Origin of the sequence: Fictibacillus sp. 5RED26 (genome assembly GCF_015903895.1) — a bacterium.
Taxonomy (GTDB): domain Bacteria; phylum Bacillota; class Bacilli; order Bacillales; family Fictibacillaceae; genus Fictibacillus; species Fictibacillus phosphorivorans.
In genome coordinates this window covers 367,046-381,436 of the sequence record NZ_JACZDU010000003.1, presented here as the reverse complement: position 1 = coordinate 381,436, position 14,391 = coordinate 367,046, and the positions used below count along the sequence as shown (strand labels likewise).

Sequence of the window (14,391 nt, the reverse complement as noted above, 5' to 3'; positions counted from 1 at the left end):
GCAATTGGAGGCTATAAACAATGAAGTGGAAAAAGTTAACGGTAGGACCTGTACAAGAGAATACATATATTATCTACAATAATCAGAACGAAGCTATAGTCATCGATCCGGGCAGTGAAGGTAGAAGGATCATACAAGCATTAGAGTCATTAAAGGTTAGACCTTTAGCTGTTTTACTAACGCATGCTCATTTTGATCATATCGGGGCTGTCGATGACGTCCGTGAAAAATATAATATACCGTTGTATGTTCATAAAAAAGAAGCAGATTGGCTGAGTGACATAAAAAAGAATGGATCAAAATATTTTGGTCAGAGCATTACAGCAAAGCCAGCAAGCCACATTTTAACGAATCAAGATAATACCTTGAAGATCGGAAGTTTTTCATTCGAGGTCCTAACGACTCCAGGTCATTCGCCGGGAAGTGTTTCGTATTATCATAAAAGCAGTGGTGCTGTTTTTTCAGGTGATGCATTGTTTGCAGGAAGTATTGGAAGAACAGATCTTCATGGTGGGGATCAGGATGTGTTGATCAATAGTATTCATGAAAAGCTGCTTAATCTGCCAGAAGAAACGGTCGTTTTATCAGGTCATGGCCCTGAAACAACAGTGGGAATGGAAATGGATTCGAATCCATTTTTAGGCGGGTTTTAATCGTGTTACCCACGAGTTTCCTGCAAAAAAAATTAAAAACAGATGAATGGATAACAATGGAAGAGTTCATGGGACATGCCCTGTATCATCCGATAGAGGGTTATTACATGAAACAGAACGTGAAGATCGGTAAAAACGGGGACTTTTATACAGCAAGCCTTGTTTCAGACGTATTTGCTATGGTATGGGCAGATTTATTTGTACGTACGATCGCTGATAATAATCTCGATCCAATCGTCGTGGAGTTTGGGGGAGGAAGCGGTCATTTTGCTCGGCAAGTTCAAGAGAGTTGGTCTTTACGATCAATCGAACACGTTTCATATGTCATTGTAGAACCGAGTCCGTATCACAAAAGCTTATTGGAAAAGAAGTTGGCTGGATTTCCAATTACGATTCTTTGTTCATTGGATGAACTTATACAGCGATACCCATCATTCAGAGGAATTATATTTGCAAATGAAGTTCTTGATGCGTTTCCACTTCGGATCTTTAAACGAAGAAAAGAAGAATGGTATGAAAAAGGAGTATCTCTTCACAAAAACACTGAAAATCTATGTTTTGTTTATCGGCAACTGGAAAATTCATCATTACAAAAGACATTGGATGAAATCTTTTCTTTTAGAAACAAAACAAATGAACTTGAAGTTTCCTTTTCCATGCTTACTTGGCTAAAAACCATTTACGAATGGATAGAAAAAGAATCTTGCTTGTTTTTTGTTGATTATGGATTGATTGGCGAAGAGTGGAACACTACACATTTAAAAGAAGGAAGTATTAGGGGCTATTATCGTCATCAAATACAAAACAATCCGTTAGCATTTCCCGGGATGATGGATATTACGTTTCACATAGATTGGGAACAAGTGATAAAAGCAGGTAAAGATTCTGATGTAACTACATTACGTTTAAAGAATCAAGGAGATTTCTTATTAGAGGAAGGACTATTATCCTTGTTAAAGGATACACAAAGTCTTGATCCATTCTCCATCGAACATAAGAGAAATCGGGCTATACGTTCATTCCTACTCGATCATACACTGGCGAATGGATTCCAAGTTATACAACAAAAAAAGCAGACCGTATCGTAACGGTCTGCTTTTTTGTAGCTTCTTTTAGAGAACTGATTAATGTCCTCCGCCAGCGCCAGGAGTCATCATAAACGTTGACCAGTATGTAAAACCAACAAAGAAAACAGTTAAATAAGCACCAAAGATATAAATATACATACGCTCAGATAAGTTCAAATACCCTAAAGAAACGAACATAATCGTTTGTCCTAAGAACAATAACGCCATGTCTTGCATATCGCCTAAATAAGCCATGACTCCGATGATTCCAGTCCAAAAGCCTAAAACCTTATACATTCTTGACATATGTATCCCCTCCTTTTTTCGCCAATACTTGTATCCTTTAGTATTATATATGAGTTTCCACTCACTTGTAAATGCCAATTGTAAGCGGATAAATACACAATTAAAAGATAATTCATGAATATTAGCTGTTTTTTGGTTTATTATGCCTCTTTTAAAGGTAATGTAAACCAAAAGGAGTGAGTCTTATGAGTTCAATAACATTCTACACATACCCAAGCTGCACGTCGTGCCGTAAAGCAAAAATGTGGCTTAAGCAAAATAAAGTATCGTTTGATGAAAGACACCTATTTAAAGAAACGCCAACGGTTGAAGAACTTAGAGAGCTATTGAAACTTACAAAGTATGGAACAGAAGATATTTTGGCTAAAAGAAGTCAGTCTTTTAAATCACTAGATGTTGATATCTATGATCTTTCAACCAATGAACTATTAACGCTATTGAGTAAAAATCCGAAACTGTTGAAGCGGCCATTAGTGACAGATGGGAAACAGCTCATTGCGGGGTATAGTCCTGGAGATATGAAAAAATTATGTTCTACAAAAGAAAAAGAACACATCTCTAGTCATGTGTCCTGAATATAGCACTCTTTGCTTTTAAAGAGTGTTATTTTTTTTTGGCTGGGCTAGCTGGATTCGAACCAACGCATGACGGAGTCAAAGTCCGTTGCCTTACCGCTTGGCTATAGCCCAATGCAACAATACTAGTATGAGCTCTGTCGAAATTTATATGCATCCATTTTTTAAAAAAATGCAGGAATTGTCGTTTTATGACAGAATTAATATACCAATCCAAATAAAAGGGAGATGATACCACTTGCCGATTAAGCTGTTAGGCAATTCAATCCTTCATGAGGCAGTAGTTCAGAAAGCAACAGACATTCATTTTATACCGATAAAAAAAGGGGGAATCGTTCAATTTCGTATAGATGATCGGCTGATTGAACACAGAAAGCTTTCTCAAGAAGAGTATATCAGGGTGCTCGCTCATTTTAAATATTCTGCTAGAATGGACATTGGCGAACATCGCAAGCCACAGAGCGGTTCAATGGACGTTTTGATCAATAATGTAAATGTACATCTTCGTTTTTCATCTATACCATCCGCGTTTAATGAATCACTCGTCATTCGATTACTTCCTCAGCAAGAAACACTAACTCTTCATGAACTATCACTTTTTCCTCACGTGTTCCAAAAACTTTTATCCCTTATTAAACGTTCCAGCGGTCTACTATTGTTCTCTGGCCCAACCGGATCCGGTAAGACCACCATCTTATATTCTTTGCTTCATCACCTTCAGAAAAATTATAAACGGCAAGTAGTAACACTTGAAGATCCCGTAGAACGGAAAGTAGATTCGTTTCTGCAGATGGAAATTAATGAAAAAGCAGGTCTGACATATGGTGAAGGTTTCAAGTCATTGTTGAGGCATGACCCCGATGTGATCATGATCGGTGAGATCAGAGACGAATCGACTGCAAGACTTGTTATTCGTGCATCATTGACGGGACACCTTGTGCTGTCTACGATGCATGCTGCAGATTGTATCGGGTGTATTGAGCGTCTTCGAGAATTTGGCATACAAGAAACTGAACTGCAACAAACATTGATGGGTATTGTATCTCAGCGACTGATTTCGATACCGTGTCCTTTTTGTGGAGACGATTGCGTTGATTTTTGTTTTAAATTCAGAACGTATAGAAGAGCAGGAATCTACGAGATGCTTTGTAATCAAGAATTATTATCTTCTTTAAGTAAGGTTAGCGTTGACATGCCTACTTATAAAAATCTCTCTTTTTCCTTTAATCATGCCTTTGCAGCAGGTTATGTAACAAAAGAGAGCTATGAAAGATGGATGGGAGGAGAAACAAAAAGTGATAAGAAGGGGCTGGAAACGGGCTTCTCAAGGGACGTTTCTTTATAAGCTTGGCTTTTTGTTGGATCAAGGCTACACCATTAACAAGAGCATCGAACTCGTCAGGTCACAGCTTCCACAAAGTAAGCAAGAAGTAGTGGATGATATGCTCGAGATCCTTGCTTCTGGAAGTTCGGTTATCGAAATCTTTTCACCGCTACAATTGCCAAAGGAAGTAGTAAGTTCGTTATCGATAAACAGTGCGAACGGCAACTTGACAAGAAGTCTCATGGAGAACGGGACTTTTATGAAGAAAAAAGCTGAATGGCGTGCACGTCTGAACAAAGCCATCAGATATCCTCTCTTTCTTCTATTCCTCACAGCGTGGATTGGGATTGTGTTTTATCAATTCTTATTTCCTCAATTTTCAATCCTATTTTCATCGTTAGAAGTCAAAACTCCGATGTTTACTACATGGATGCTTACTTTTTTAGGGTTTATACCACTTTTGGGAATATACTTCCTGTCTTTATGCCTCACTTTATGGATTGTTATTATCATTATGAGAAAGAAAGCAAAGCCTTCTACACAGATGGATCTACTCTTGCGAATTCCAATCTTAAGAAATTTTCTTGTTTTATTGAATACTCATTTTTTTAGTGTGAACTTCGGCTCAATGCTGCAAAGTGGTTTATCCGTTTCGGATGCTCTTCTTGTTATGGAGGATCACTTAAACAAAGGTTTTTATAAGGAAGAAAGTCAGAGGCTTCAGAAAGGTCTCTTGAATGGAACTGAACTTACTGATCTTTTGCTTGCGAAGTCATATTTCACGAAAGAACTAGCTGATATTGTTCGCTTTGGATTAGCTCATGGTGAACTTGGGAGAGAATTAATTTCGTATGGCGAATGGATCTTTAAGGAGTTAGAAGAAAAGATCTACATGTCATTGCAAAAGATACAGCCTATTCTATTCGCTGGGATTGGAGTTTTTGTCTTACTTATGTTTGCCTCTATGTTATTGCCTATGTTTACACTCATGGAAGCATTATGAGGAGGAAGAATATGAAAAATGAAAAAGGATTTACTTTAATTGAAATGATGATCGTGCTCTTGATCATTTCAGTATTGATGCTTATCGCCTTACCGAGCATGACGAAGAATAACAGTCTCGTAAAATCATTAGGCTGTGAAGCGACCATCGATCTTGTGCAGGGACAAGTTGGAGCGTATGAGGCAGAAAAAAATACACTGCCTACAATTGAAGAACTTCATGATGGGGGATATATTGATACGGTAACATGTCCAGACAAAAAACCTTTACTGATCGATAGTAATGGAGTCGTAACTGTGAGCAGTGAGGAGTGAATGAAGGGCTTAAGCACATAAAGAAAAGTCAATTAGGATTTAGTTTGATCGAGATGATGATCGTACTTGTGATCATCGCAACAATCAGTGCTGTTGCGTATCCCTCGTATGGTAGTTTTCAAAGGAATCGAGAGACCGAATACTTTATACGAACGTTTCAAAAGGACATCGTTCACATGCAGCAAAAAGCGGTAAATGAGAATCGAATCTATAACTTATCGATCGATAATGAGAACCATATATATGAAATACGAGGAAACGGCAGTAAAAAACCTGTAAAAAAGATTTTTCCAAAGCACATCTGGTTTGAGAGCTATTCGATGTTATTAGCTGTGCAATTTAACCAGAATGGAAACATCAGTCGTGCAGGGACAATTTACATCCACTCTGCTAATACTTCATATAAGATGGTTCTTCAATTGGGTAAAGGAAAATTTTATGTTGAAAAACAATAATGGTTATTTACTTATTGAAGCCATGTTTGGTGTTTTGTTGATCTCAGTAGTGTTTTCGATCTGTTTACCTTTCCTATATATCTCGTATCAAGAACAACAAACATCAGAGCAACTATTATATGCGATGACAGAAGCGGATCATGCTGCTGCAATGAGAAGCATCACTAGGCATGAGACAGATGAGCGTGAGTGGTTAGTTGAAGGAACAGAATATAAGCTAAAAACACGAAAAGGTGTGACGGATGAATACAAAACTTGTATTTCGTTCAGAGGTTCTAACAAAAAAGAGTATACCGCGTGTGCGAGTTCATTATGAAATCACCGCAGACAAAAACGGCTATACGCTTGTAGAATCAATAATTGCTCTAGGTGTATTGATCGTAACTGCTTTGGTGATTTCACTGTTATTAACGCACCTACAAAAACATCCGCAATCTGTTCAGTCTGAAGAAACAGCATTATTTTTTTCAATGATCGGAAAGGAAATAAGAGAAGCAGCAACAGTTGAGGTGAAGAACAACGCATTGTTTATTACTTTATCAACAGGTGAAGTGATCAGTTTCACACGTTATCATTCTCTTATTCGAAAACAAGTTAATGGATTAGGTCACGAAGTTTGGGTGCAGAATATTCAAGAGATGAAATTAGAAGAAATATATGGTAGTTTTATTAACGTTACATTGAATGATAAGGAAGGAAATCAAGTTCGTCGTGGTTTTCGGAGAATTGGTTATGAATGAGAGAGGAATGGTTTATCCTTTAATCTTAACTCTTTGCTTTATCATGTTAATTTTCTTTAGTTTTCTAACCGAAAAAGTTGCTTCAGAACGACAGTTTGTTTTTATGCAAGAAGAGCATCTTAGACAAATTCGATTGATTCAGCAAGGTGTTGATCGAGCACTTGTTGAGGTAGAAGGTCCGGCGGTCTATCCGTCAGAACGTAGCCTAAGTGTGAACGAGGGGACACTTAAGATGATTGTCACGCAAATATCTGTTGATGAAGTGATGTTCATGATTGAAGCTGTTACAATTCGCCAGTCTACAAAAAGGGTAAAAGTGTATTATAATGTAACCCAGAAAAGTGTTACAAAATGGGTGGAGGGTTAAATTTGAACACCATATATTTAGTCGGTTTCATGGGATGTGGAAAAACATCTGTAGGGAAGCAGCTTTCAAAACGGTTAGAGGTTCCTCCTTATGATGTCGATTCAACGGTTGAAAAAGATCGCGGACAAACGATAAAAGAAATATTTAAAAACGAAGGGGAAGAGGCGTTTCGTAATTACGAGTCTCTTGCTATTCGACAATTACCCGTACAACATGCTGTTGTTATGACAGGAGGCGGTGCGGTCGTAAGAGAAGAAAACTTAACGTATATGAAGAACAATGGAATCGTCATCTATTTAAAGACTAGCTTTCCAGTACTTTGGAGTAGGTTGATGAAAGAAGAAGAGAGAAACAAGAGGCCGATCCTTTTGACTTCTTCAAAAGAAGAGGTACAGAAACTTTTTAACAAGAGAAGTTCACATTATGAAAAAAGTGATATCGAGATCGTCACAGATCAATTAACAACGGAAGAAGTATGCGAACAAATCTTAGAAAAGTTAAGCCGTTTAAATACACAATAATTGGCCAAAACTAAGAAGTGATTGCTTCAATAAAGGAGTTTTGCCAATGGCCGCAGGATCAGATGTTATTAAGTTCCTTACACAGAGAGTCGTTAAATACTTGGACGAGCCAAAATCAGTAAGAAAGGAAAGGCGTATCACGAAAAAGAATGAGCGTGAGCCTTTATTAACTTACTTATTTGGAGTTGTTCCGATGGGACTTGGACTAGTGTTTCGTAGAAAGAGAAAAAAATAAGGCTGGAAAAAGGAAGAGCAGGGATACAGTTCCCGGCTCTTATTTTTTATGCAAGATAGAAAAGTCCACCATTAACGATGTCCACGATAATCTGTGGTTCATATTGGGTGCGAAGTGCTTCTTTTTCAATATGATAGGCTTCAGGTTTCGTTAAAGAATCTTCATAAAAACTCTCTAGTAGTTCTAGATCTTCATTCCATCTTTTTTTGGCATCCTCGGCCCACGTGTGATCATCTACATCAATGACTTCCTGAATTTTGTTTTCCAATCTTTTTATCGCACTCTGAGGCTTAATAAAAGGAGAGAGCGTATAACAAAAATCGGGTATTCTTTTCGTTAGCAGCATCTTTTGAAGACGTTGATGAAAATGATCTTCAATGGTTCCGTTGATTAGTTGTATGCCATATGAGAGTACTTGATCTTTTTTCTGATCACATTGATACGTAACTTTAACGTTTAAGCATAGCCATGGTTCCAGGGGAACCTGTGCTCCTTGTTGAGGAACAGATTCATACAGCCGAATGAATGAAGCGAGCTTCTTCGTAGAACCAAAAATCTGATGAAGTCTCGGCGAACCAAAGTGGATAAATTCACCTTTTCCATCAGGTGCTTGTTGTTGACCCGTCACTAAAGTCAGCGTCATCGGATTCGGGGTACCTCCCGTTTTTTCGAGATAGTGCCAGTAGAACGGACGGTTCATTAAAACTTTATCAAGTTCAGTTGTCAATTGAACTTTCATGTAACTAAAGTTTTTCTCTTGAATACGGCATTCATTTGCATCGAAATAGCGTTCAAGAAAGCGATGAATCTCGTGCTGCTGCATGCTCTTCCCATCCTTTCTGCTTTATCCCGCCATCGAGGTTGATCAAGGAAGCAAGGTTATCCATTTTCACACGGATCTCACCTTCACTTTCAGACGTATTCATGATGTCTGCGATATGGCGTTCTATGTTCTTGATTTCGAATTTCGTTAAAATTTCATCGAGCTCCCCAATAACACTTTCAAATAGATTGATCTTGTTATAAAGCAAGTTTAAGATGTGCTCTTCAATCGTATTCTGAGTGGCGAAATTATAGATATGAACGTCACCTTGCTGACCGATCCGGTGGATACGTCCGATCCGTTGCTCAATCCTCATCGGGTTCCACGGAAGATCGTAGTTGATGATATGCTGACAGAACTGCAGGTTAATTCCTTCACCACCTGCTTCCGTTGCGATCAACACTTGTGCTCGTGTTCTGAAGAGGTGAGTCATCCAATCTTTTTTACTTCGTTTAAATCCTCCTCTAAACGGTACAGAAGAGATGCCGTGCTGCTGCAAAAACCATTGTAAATACAATTGGGTCGCACGATATTCAGTAAAAATAATGACTTTGGAATCGATCGATTGAATGAGTTCTAACGCTTTTAGAGCTTTAGAGTTTTGATCGACGAGTTCAATTTTTTTCATCAACTCTAAGACTCGTTGTTCCATTAAAGAGTTAGAAAGATCTTTTTGAAGCATATTTTTTAAGGTTAGAAAAACAGCTTCCCGCGAACTGCATGCTTCCCGCTGCAGGGTGACGATAGAAAACTTACTTCGGTCAAAGTAAGAATCTTTTTTAAGTTGAGAGATTTCATCGTATAGTTCACGTTCTGTTTTTGATAATGTAATAGGAATGGTTTGAACAAGACGCTTCGGCCATTTTAAACCAGTCTCTTCTCGTCGATTACGAACCATCACCTTGTTTACGAGCTGCTTCAGCTTTTCTTCATTTTTTAGTGAATATTTATCTTCTTTATAATCTTTGTCAAAGTTCTCTCGATTTCCTAGATGGCCAGGCTTTAATAGAGATACAAGATTAAAAATCTCCTCAACTCTGTTTTGTACCGGAGTAGCTGTTAAGAGTAAGCAGAACTTCTTTTTTAATAACTGTACAAATTCATAGTTTTTCGTTTTCTTGTTCTTTAATTTGTGCGCTTCATCGATGATAACAAGATCATAGTCTTGATTAAGAACAATGTCACGGTGTGGTGCGCGTTTTGCCGTATCAATAGAAGATACCACTACATCGCATTGCTCCCATACATAAGCTTTTTTTTGAGCGATTGCAGGAATAAAAAACTTTTGATTCAACTCGTTCGTCCATTGAATTACGAGTGAAGCTGGAACGAGAATCAAAATTTTCTTAGCGAGCCGGCGTATCATGTACTCTTTTAGAATCAAACCTGCTTCAATCGTTTTTCCCAACCCTACTTCATCTGCCAAGATTGCTTTTCCGTTCATCTGTTCAATAACGGTAGTCGCAACGTCCAGCTGATGAGGCAAAAAAGTCATCTGTGGGAGGTGATCTGGAGCTTGTAGGCCGAGAAAATCAGGAATTGCTAAGTGGTGTTCGGCTTCAAGTGCTAAGTTATATAATTCCCAATTGGCCCAAGGTCCATCTTCTTCCACACGCTTTAAAAAGTCATCATGCCATTCTCGCTGAAACTGAACGTCGATTTTCATAACGGATTTCCTTTCTTTAAAAAAGTTCGTTGCCATTCCTTTTGTAAAAATGATAGGATAATAATGTAGTAAACATAGTAATAGTATGTGCGACCTTGGACAATAACATACTCGCGAATGAAAGTAAGAGGAGAGACTGCGTTAGCGGCGCCGAAGGAGCAAACAATTGTGAAACTCTCAGGCAAAAAGACTCTTGCTAGACGCATCTCTGGAGAGTGCTTTTTTTAATAGATGAAAGCCACCAACGAAGAAACTCAAAAGATTTTTTTGAGAAACTTACAGGTTGCAGGACAGAGGATCCCATTTTTAAGGGGGTCTTTCTGTCCTTTTTTTGTCCAGAAAAGTCCGAAAATTTTTAAGTATGAAAAAGGAGGAATTCACATGGCTACATTGTTACGAACACCGTTATTTGAGACATACAAAGAACACGGTGGAAAAGTAATTGATTTTGGTGGTTGGGAGTTGCCTGTTCAGTTCTCAAGTATCAAAGAGGAACACGAAGCTGTAAGAACGAAAGCCGGTTTATTCGATGTATCTCACATGGGAGAATTTGATGTTCGAGGACCGAATGCCTTGTCGTTTCTACAATATACAATGACCAATGATGTTTCGAAACTTCAAAACGGCCAAGCGCAGTATACGGCTATGTGCTATGAAAACGGCGGTACAGTAGATGACCTTTTAATCTATAAAAGAGATGAAAACGATTACTTGCTCGTTGTGAATGCCTCAAATATTGAAAAAGATTTCGAATGGCTTATGAGCAAGAAGCCTGAAGGTGTAGAACTCGTGAATGTATCTCCTGAATATGCGCAACTCGCTATTCAAGGGCCAAAAGCAGAAGAAATTCTTCAAAAGCTTACGGATACAAATCTTTCTGAGATCGGATTCTTCCGTTTTAAAGAAGATGTTTCACTAGCGGGAATATCTGCTCTTGTGTCTCGAACTGGCTACACAGGAGAAGATGGCTTTGAGATCTATTTAAAAACGGAACATGCTGAAAAATTGTGGAGATCTGTTCTTGAAGCAGGTCAGGAAGATGGATTGCTCCCTGCAGGACTTGGTGCACGTGACACGTTGCGGTTTGAAGCAAAACTTGCGCTATACGGTCAAGAACTTACAAAAGAAATTACTCCGATAGAAGCTGGTATCGGATTCGCTGTAAAAACAGATAAAGAAGCAGATTTTATTGGAAAAGAAATTCTAGCAGATCAAAAGAAGAATGGCGCACCACGTAAGCTAGTTGGTATTGAAATGATCGATAAAGGTATACCGCGATCACATTATGAGGTATTTAAAGGTGATGTGAAGATCGGAGAAGTTACTACGGGGACACAGTCGCCAACATTGAAGAAGAATCTAGGACTTGCTCTTCTAGAAAAGGATTTCACGGAGCTTGGTACAGAGGTAGAAGTACAGATTCGTCAAAAACGTTTAAAAGCAAAAGTAGTCGCTTCACCATTTTATAAACGAGGAAAATAAGACATTTAAGGGGGAGAAACCATGACGTTCCGCTATTTGCCGATGACTGATCAAGACAAAAAGGAAATGCTTGAAACGATTGGAATCGAAACGACAGAAGATCTTTTTGAGGATATTCCGGAAGAAGTTCGATTTAAAGGACGCTTACAAATCGAGGAAGCTTTGTCAGAACCTCAACTAGTTAAAGAGATGGGCCGCTTGGCTGCATTAAACAAGAATACAAAAGATCATGCTTCATTTCTAGGAGCAGGTGTGTATGATCATTACACTCCATCGATCGTGAACCATATGCTTCTTCGTTCAGAGTTCTACACGGCTTACACGCCATACCAGCCTGAGATCTCTCAAGGTGAACTTCAAGCAATCTTTGAATTTCAAACGATGATCTGTGAGTTGACAGGTATGGATGTTGCGAATTCTTCCATGTATGATGGTGGAACTTCACTTGCGGAGGCTGGATTATTATCAGCAGCTCAGACACGCAGAAAGAAAATCGTTGTATCCAAATCCGTACACCCCGAATCACGTGCCGTTTTGCACACGTATGCAAAAGGCCAGCATCTTGAAGTAGTAGAAGTGGATACAGAAGATGGTGTTACCTCATTAAATGCATTGCGTGCTGAAGTTGATGAACAGACAGCATGTGTGATCGTTCAATATCCGAACTTCTTCGGTCAGATCGAACCGTTAAAAGACATAGAAGAAATCGTGCACAGCGCAAAAGGAATGTTTGTAGTTTCTTCAAATCCTTTGGCATTGGGCGCTTTAACTCCTCCTGGTAAGTTCGGTGCTGATATCGTAGTCGGTGATGCACAGCCGTTTGGGATCGCACAAGGTTTTGGTGGACCACACTGTGGATATTTTGCCGTAACAACAAAATTAATGCGTAAAGTCCCTGGCCGTTTGGTCGGTCAAACGGTTGATGAAGACGGAAAGCGTGGATTCGTTCTTACCCTCCAAGCAAGAGAGCAGCATATTAGACGTGATAAAGCGACGAGTAACATCTGTTCAAACCAAGCGCTTAACGCACTTGCAGCTTCCATTGCAATGACTGCACTCGGAAAACAAGGTGTAAAAGAAGTAGCACACCAAAATATACAAAAAGCACACTATGCGAAAAAAGTTCTTGAAGAAAAAGGATTCAAAACAGCTTTCACAGGACCTTTCTTTAACGAGTTTGTTGTTGAGTTAAAGTGTACAGCTAAAGAAGTGAACAGAAAACTATTAGAATCTGGTATCATCGGCGGATATGATTTGGGTCTTTCGTATTCAGAACTGAAGAACCATATGCTTCTAGCGGTTACCGAAATGAGAACAAAAGAAGAGATCGATCAGCTTGCAAATGTATTGGAGGGATTAGCATGCGTACAGAACATCAGTCATTAATTTTTGAATTGTCTAAACCAGGTCGAGTAGGGTACAGCATCCCTGAACTTGACGTTCCAGAGATTAACGTAGAATCTATCATCCCTTCCGATTATTTGCGTACGGAAGAAGCGGATCTTCCTGAAGTGTCAGAGCTTCAAATCGTTCGTCATTATACTGCATTATCTAATCGTAACCATGGTGTGGACTCTGGTTTCTATCCACTAGGTTCATGTACGATGAAATACAATCCCAAGATTAATGAAGATGTAGCACGATTCCCTGGATTTGCACATATCCACCCTCTCCAAGATGAAGAGACGGTGCAAGGTGCGATGGAGATGATGTATCGTCTGCAAACATCGCTTGCTGAGATCACGGGAATGGATGAAGTGACGCTTCAACCAGCAGCAGGTGCCCATGGTGAATGGACAGGTCTTATGATGATCCGTGCTTACCATGAAGCAAATGGTGACTTCAATCGTACAAAAGTAATCGTTCCTGATTCAGCACACGGTACAAATCCTGCGTCTGCAACGGTTGCTGGTTTTGAATCGATCACGGTGAAGTCCGATGAGCGCGGACTTGTTGATCTAGAAGATTTGAAACGAGTAGTCGATCAAGATGTTGCGGCTCTTATGCTTACAAATCCGAATACGCTTGGTCTTTTTGAAGAGCATATTCTAGAAATGGCAAAGATCGTCCATGAAGCTGGCGGAAAGCTATACTATGATGGTGCTAACGCAAATGCGATATTAGGATTTGCTCGACCTGGAGACATGGGCTTTGACGTTGTTCACTTAAATCTTCATAAGACATTTACAGGACCTCACGGTGGTGGTGGACCTGGATCAGGACCAGTAGGAGTTAAGGAAGATCTGATCCCATTCTTGCCAAAACCAGTTCTCGTTAAAGAGGACGATCTTTATAAGTTTGAATATGATCGCCCGCAATCGATCGGAAGAGTGAAGCCATTTTATGGTAACTTCGGCATTAATGTACGTGCGTTTACGTACATCATGACGATGGGGCCAGATGGTTTGAGACAAGTATCTGAGAATGCTGTATTAAATGCTAACTATATGATGCGCCGACTTGAGCCTCATTTTGATCTACCGTTTACGCAGCACTGTAAACATGAGTTCGTATTATCTGGACGCCGCCAGAAAAAACTTGGCGTAAGAACGCTTGATATTGCAAAACGTCTTTTAGATTTTGGTTATCACCCGCCAACGATCTACTTCCCGTTAAGTGTGGAAGAAGCGATCATGATTGAGCCGACAGAAACTGAATCTAAAGAAACACTCGATGAATTTATTGAAAAAATGATTCAGATATCAAAAGAAGCAGAAGAAACACCTGAATTGGTTCAAGAAGCTCCTCACACTACAGTTGTTAGACGACTGGATGAAGCAACAGCTGCAAGAAAGCCAATCTTGAAATATATAAAACAAGTTTAGACATACAAAAAAGCAGCTCGGATGATTTTCCGGGC

The 14,391-nt window shown here is 39.2% G+C and carries 18 protein-coding genes, 1 tRNA gene and 1 riboswitch; of the genes, 15 read left to right on the top strand and 4 right to left on the bottom strand.

Translation table 11 applies throughout. The features are described from left to right. The first annotated feature begins 20 nt into the window (after positions 1 to 20). Together IHV10_RS14780 and IHV10_RS14775 are read left to right on the top strand one after the other, a co-directional pair. Complete coding sequence (locus IHV10_RS14780) at positions 21 to 653, top strand: MBL fold metallo-hydrolase (protein ID WP_197131066.1); 633 nt, start codon at positions 21 to 23, stop codon at positions 651 to 653. Between the two features lie 2 nt (positions 654 to 655). Next, entirely contained in the window at positions 656 to 1,741 is a 1,086-nt protein-coding gene (locus tag IHV10_RS14775) for an SAM-dependent methyltransferase (protein WP_197131063.1), read from the top strand. A gap of 36 nt (positions 1,742 to 1,777) precedes the next feature. Here IHV10_RS14775 and IHV10_RS14770 read toward each other — a convergent pair whose 3' ends face one another. Continuing rightward, positions 1,778 to 2,026, bottom strand: coding sequence for a DUF2626 domain-containing protein (locus tag IHV10_RS14770; RefSeq protein ID WP_066242314.1), 249 nt, complete (start codon positions 2,024 to 2,026; stop codon positions 1,778 to 1,780). Positions 2,027 to 2,211: 185 nt separating this feature from the next. Here IHV10_RS14770 and IHV10_RS14765 point away from each other — a divergent pair, with 185 nt between their 5' ends. Beyond that, positions 2,212 to 2,601, top strand: coding sequence for a Spx/MgsR family RNA polymerase-binding regulatory protein (locus tag IHV10_RS14765; RefSeq protein WP_197131060.1), 390 nt, complete (start codon positions 2,212 to 2,214; stop codon positions 2,599 to 2,601). 39 nt (positions 2,602 to 2,640) lie between these two features. Here the strand turns inward: IHV10_RS14765 and IHV10_RS14760 are convergent. Beyond that, a tRNA-Gln gene (locus IHV10_RS14760) sits at positions 2,641 to 2,715 on the bottom strand. A 124-nt stretch (positions 2,716 to 2,839) separates the two neighbouring features. Between IHV10_RS14760 and comGA the strand changes: the two genes are divergently transcribed. The 9 genes from comGA to IHV10_RS14715 are packed head-to-tail and all read left to right on the top strand — an operon-like array spanning position 2,840 to position 7,560. Continuing rightward, a complete protein-coding gene (gene comGA / locus IHV10_RS14755; protein WP_197131056.1) occupies positions 2,840 to 3,946 on the top strand; it encodes a competence type IV pilus ATPase ComGA in 1,107 nt (368 codons plus the stop codon). Continuing rightward, complete coding sequence (comGB, locus tag IHV10_RS14750; protein ID WP_197131054.1) at positions 3,897 to 4,928, top strand: competence type IV pilus assembly protein ComGB; 1,032 nt, start codon at positions 3,897 to 3,899, stop codon at positions 4,926 to 4,928. The genes comGA and comGB overlap by 50 nt, the downstream gene beginning before the upstream one ends. An 11-nt stretch (positions 4,929 to 4,939) precedes the next feature. Then, on the top strand, positions 4,940 to 5,242 hold the full coding sequence (comGC, locus tag IHV10_RS14745; RefSeq protein ID WP_197131051.1) for a competence type IV pilus major pilin ComGC: 303 nt from the start codon (positions 4,940 to 4,942) through the stop codon (positions 5,240 to 5,242). Next, positions 5,239 to 5,697: a competence type IV pilus minor pilin ComGD gene (comGD, locus tag IHV10_RS14740; protein WP_197131048.1), complete on the top strand. Its 459-nt coding sequence runs from the start codon at positions 5,239 to 5,241 to the stop codon at positions 5,695 to 5,697. Before comGC ends, comGD begins: the two co-directional genes overlap by 4 nt. Further along, positions 5,681 to 6,013: a hypothetical protein gene (locus IHV10_RS14735; RefSeq protein WP_197131044.1), complete on the top strand. Its 333-nt coding sequence runs from the start codon at positions 5,681 to 5,683 to the stop codon at positions 6,011 to 6,013. The genes comGD and IHV10_RS14735 overlap by 17 nt, the downstream gene beginning before the upstream one ends. After that, positions 5,940 to 6,437 (top strand): competence type IV pilus minor pilin ComGF, encoded by a 498-nt coding sequence (locus IHV10_RS14730; RefSeq protein ID WP_197131041.1) that lies wholly within the window; start codon positions 5,940 to 5,942, stop codon positions 6,435 to 6,437. Before IHV10_RS14735 ends, IHV10_RS14730 begins: the two co-directional genes overlap by 74 nt. After that, the gene (comGG, locus tag IHV10_RS14725) at positions 6,430 to 6,804 is read left to right on the top strand and encodes a competence type IV pilus minor pilin ComGG (protein ID WP_197131038.1); all 375 of its coding nucleotides are present in this window, start codon (positions 6,430 to 6,432) and stop codon (positions 6,802 to 6,804) included. The genes IHV10_RS14730 and comGG overlap by 8 nt, the downstream gene beginning before the upstream one ends. A gap of 2 nt (positions 6,805 to 6,806) precedes the next feature. After that, the gene (locus IHV10_RS14720; protein WP_197131036.1) at positions 6,807 to 7,325 is read left to right on the top strand and encodes a shikimate kinase; all 519 of its coding nucleotides are present in this window, start codon (positions 6,807 to 6,809) and stop codon (positions 7,323 to 7,325) included. 46 nt (positions 7,326 to 7,371) lie between these two features. Further along, the gene (locus IHV10_RS14715) at positions 7,372 to 7,560 is read left to right on the top strand and encodes a YqzE family protein (RefSeq protein ID WP_197131034.1); all 189 of its coding nucleotides are present in this window, start codon (positions 7,372 to 7,374) and stop codon (positions 7,558 to 7,560) included. A 46-nt stretch (positions 7,561 to 7,606) separates the two neighbouring features. Here IHV10_RS14715 and IHV10_RS14710 read toward each other — a convergent pair whose 3' ends face one another. Together IHV10_RS14710 and IHV10_RS14705 are read right to left on the bottom strand one after the other, a co-directional pair. Then, on the bottom strand, positions 7,607 to 8,383 hold the full coding sequence (locus IHV10_RS14710) for a YqhG family protein (protein WP_197131032.1): 777 nt from the start codon (positions 8,381 to 8,383) through the stop codon (positions 7,607 to 7,609). After that, the gene (locus tag IHV10_RS14705; RefSeq protein ID WP_197131030.1) at positions 8,352 to 10,049 is read right to left on the bottom strand and encodes a DEAD/DEAH box helicase; all 1,698 of its coding nucleotides are present in this window, start codon (positions 10,047 to 10,049) and stop codon (positions 8,352 to 8,354) included. The genes IHV10_RS14710 and IHV10_RS14705 overlap by 32 nt, the downstream gene beginning before the upstream one ends. A 117-nt stretch (positions 10,050 to 10,166) precedes the next feature. Next, positions 10,167 to 10,252: riboswitch (glycine riboswitch) on the top strand. Between the two features lie 178 nt (positions 10,253 to 10,430). On the opposite strand from IHV10_RS14705, the gene gcvT reads away from it, so the two are divergent. The 3 genes from gcvT to gcvPB are packed head-to-tail and all read left to right on the top strand — an operon-like array spanning position 10,431 to position 14,356. Then, the gene (gene gcvT, locus IHV10_RS14700; RefSeq protein WP_197131028.1) at positions 10,431 to 11,531 is read left to right on the top strand and encodes a glycine cleavage system aminomethyltransferase GcvT; all 1,101 of its coding nucleotides are present in this window, start codon (positions 10,431 to 10,433) and stop codon (positions 11,529 to 11,531) included. A 21-nt stretch (positions 11,532 to 11,552) separates the two neighbouring features. After that, positions 11,553 to 12,917 (top strand): aminomethyl-transferring glycine dehydrogenase subunit GcvPA, encoded by a 1,365-nt coding sequence (gcvPA, locus tag IHV10_RS14695; protein WP_197131026.1) that lies wholly within the window; start codon positions 11,553 to 11,555, stop codon positions 12,915 to 12,917. Beyond that, positions 12,893 to 14,356 carry an aminomethyl-transferring glycine dehydrogenase subunit GcvPB gene (gene gcvPB, locus IHV10_RS14690; protein ID WP_197131024.1) on the top strand — a complete coding sequence of 488 codons (1,464 nt, stop codon included), beginning with the start codon at positions 12,893 to 12,895 and terminating at the stop codon, positions 14,354 to 14,356. Before gcvPA ends, gcvPB begins: the two co-directional genes overlap by 25 nt. Positions 14,357 to 14,391 lie beyond the last annotated feature (35 nt).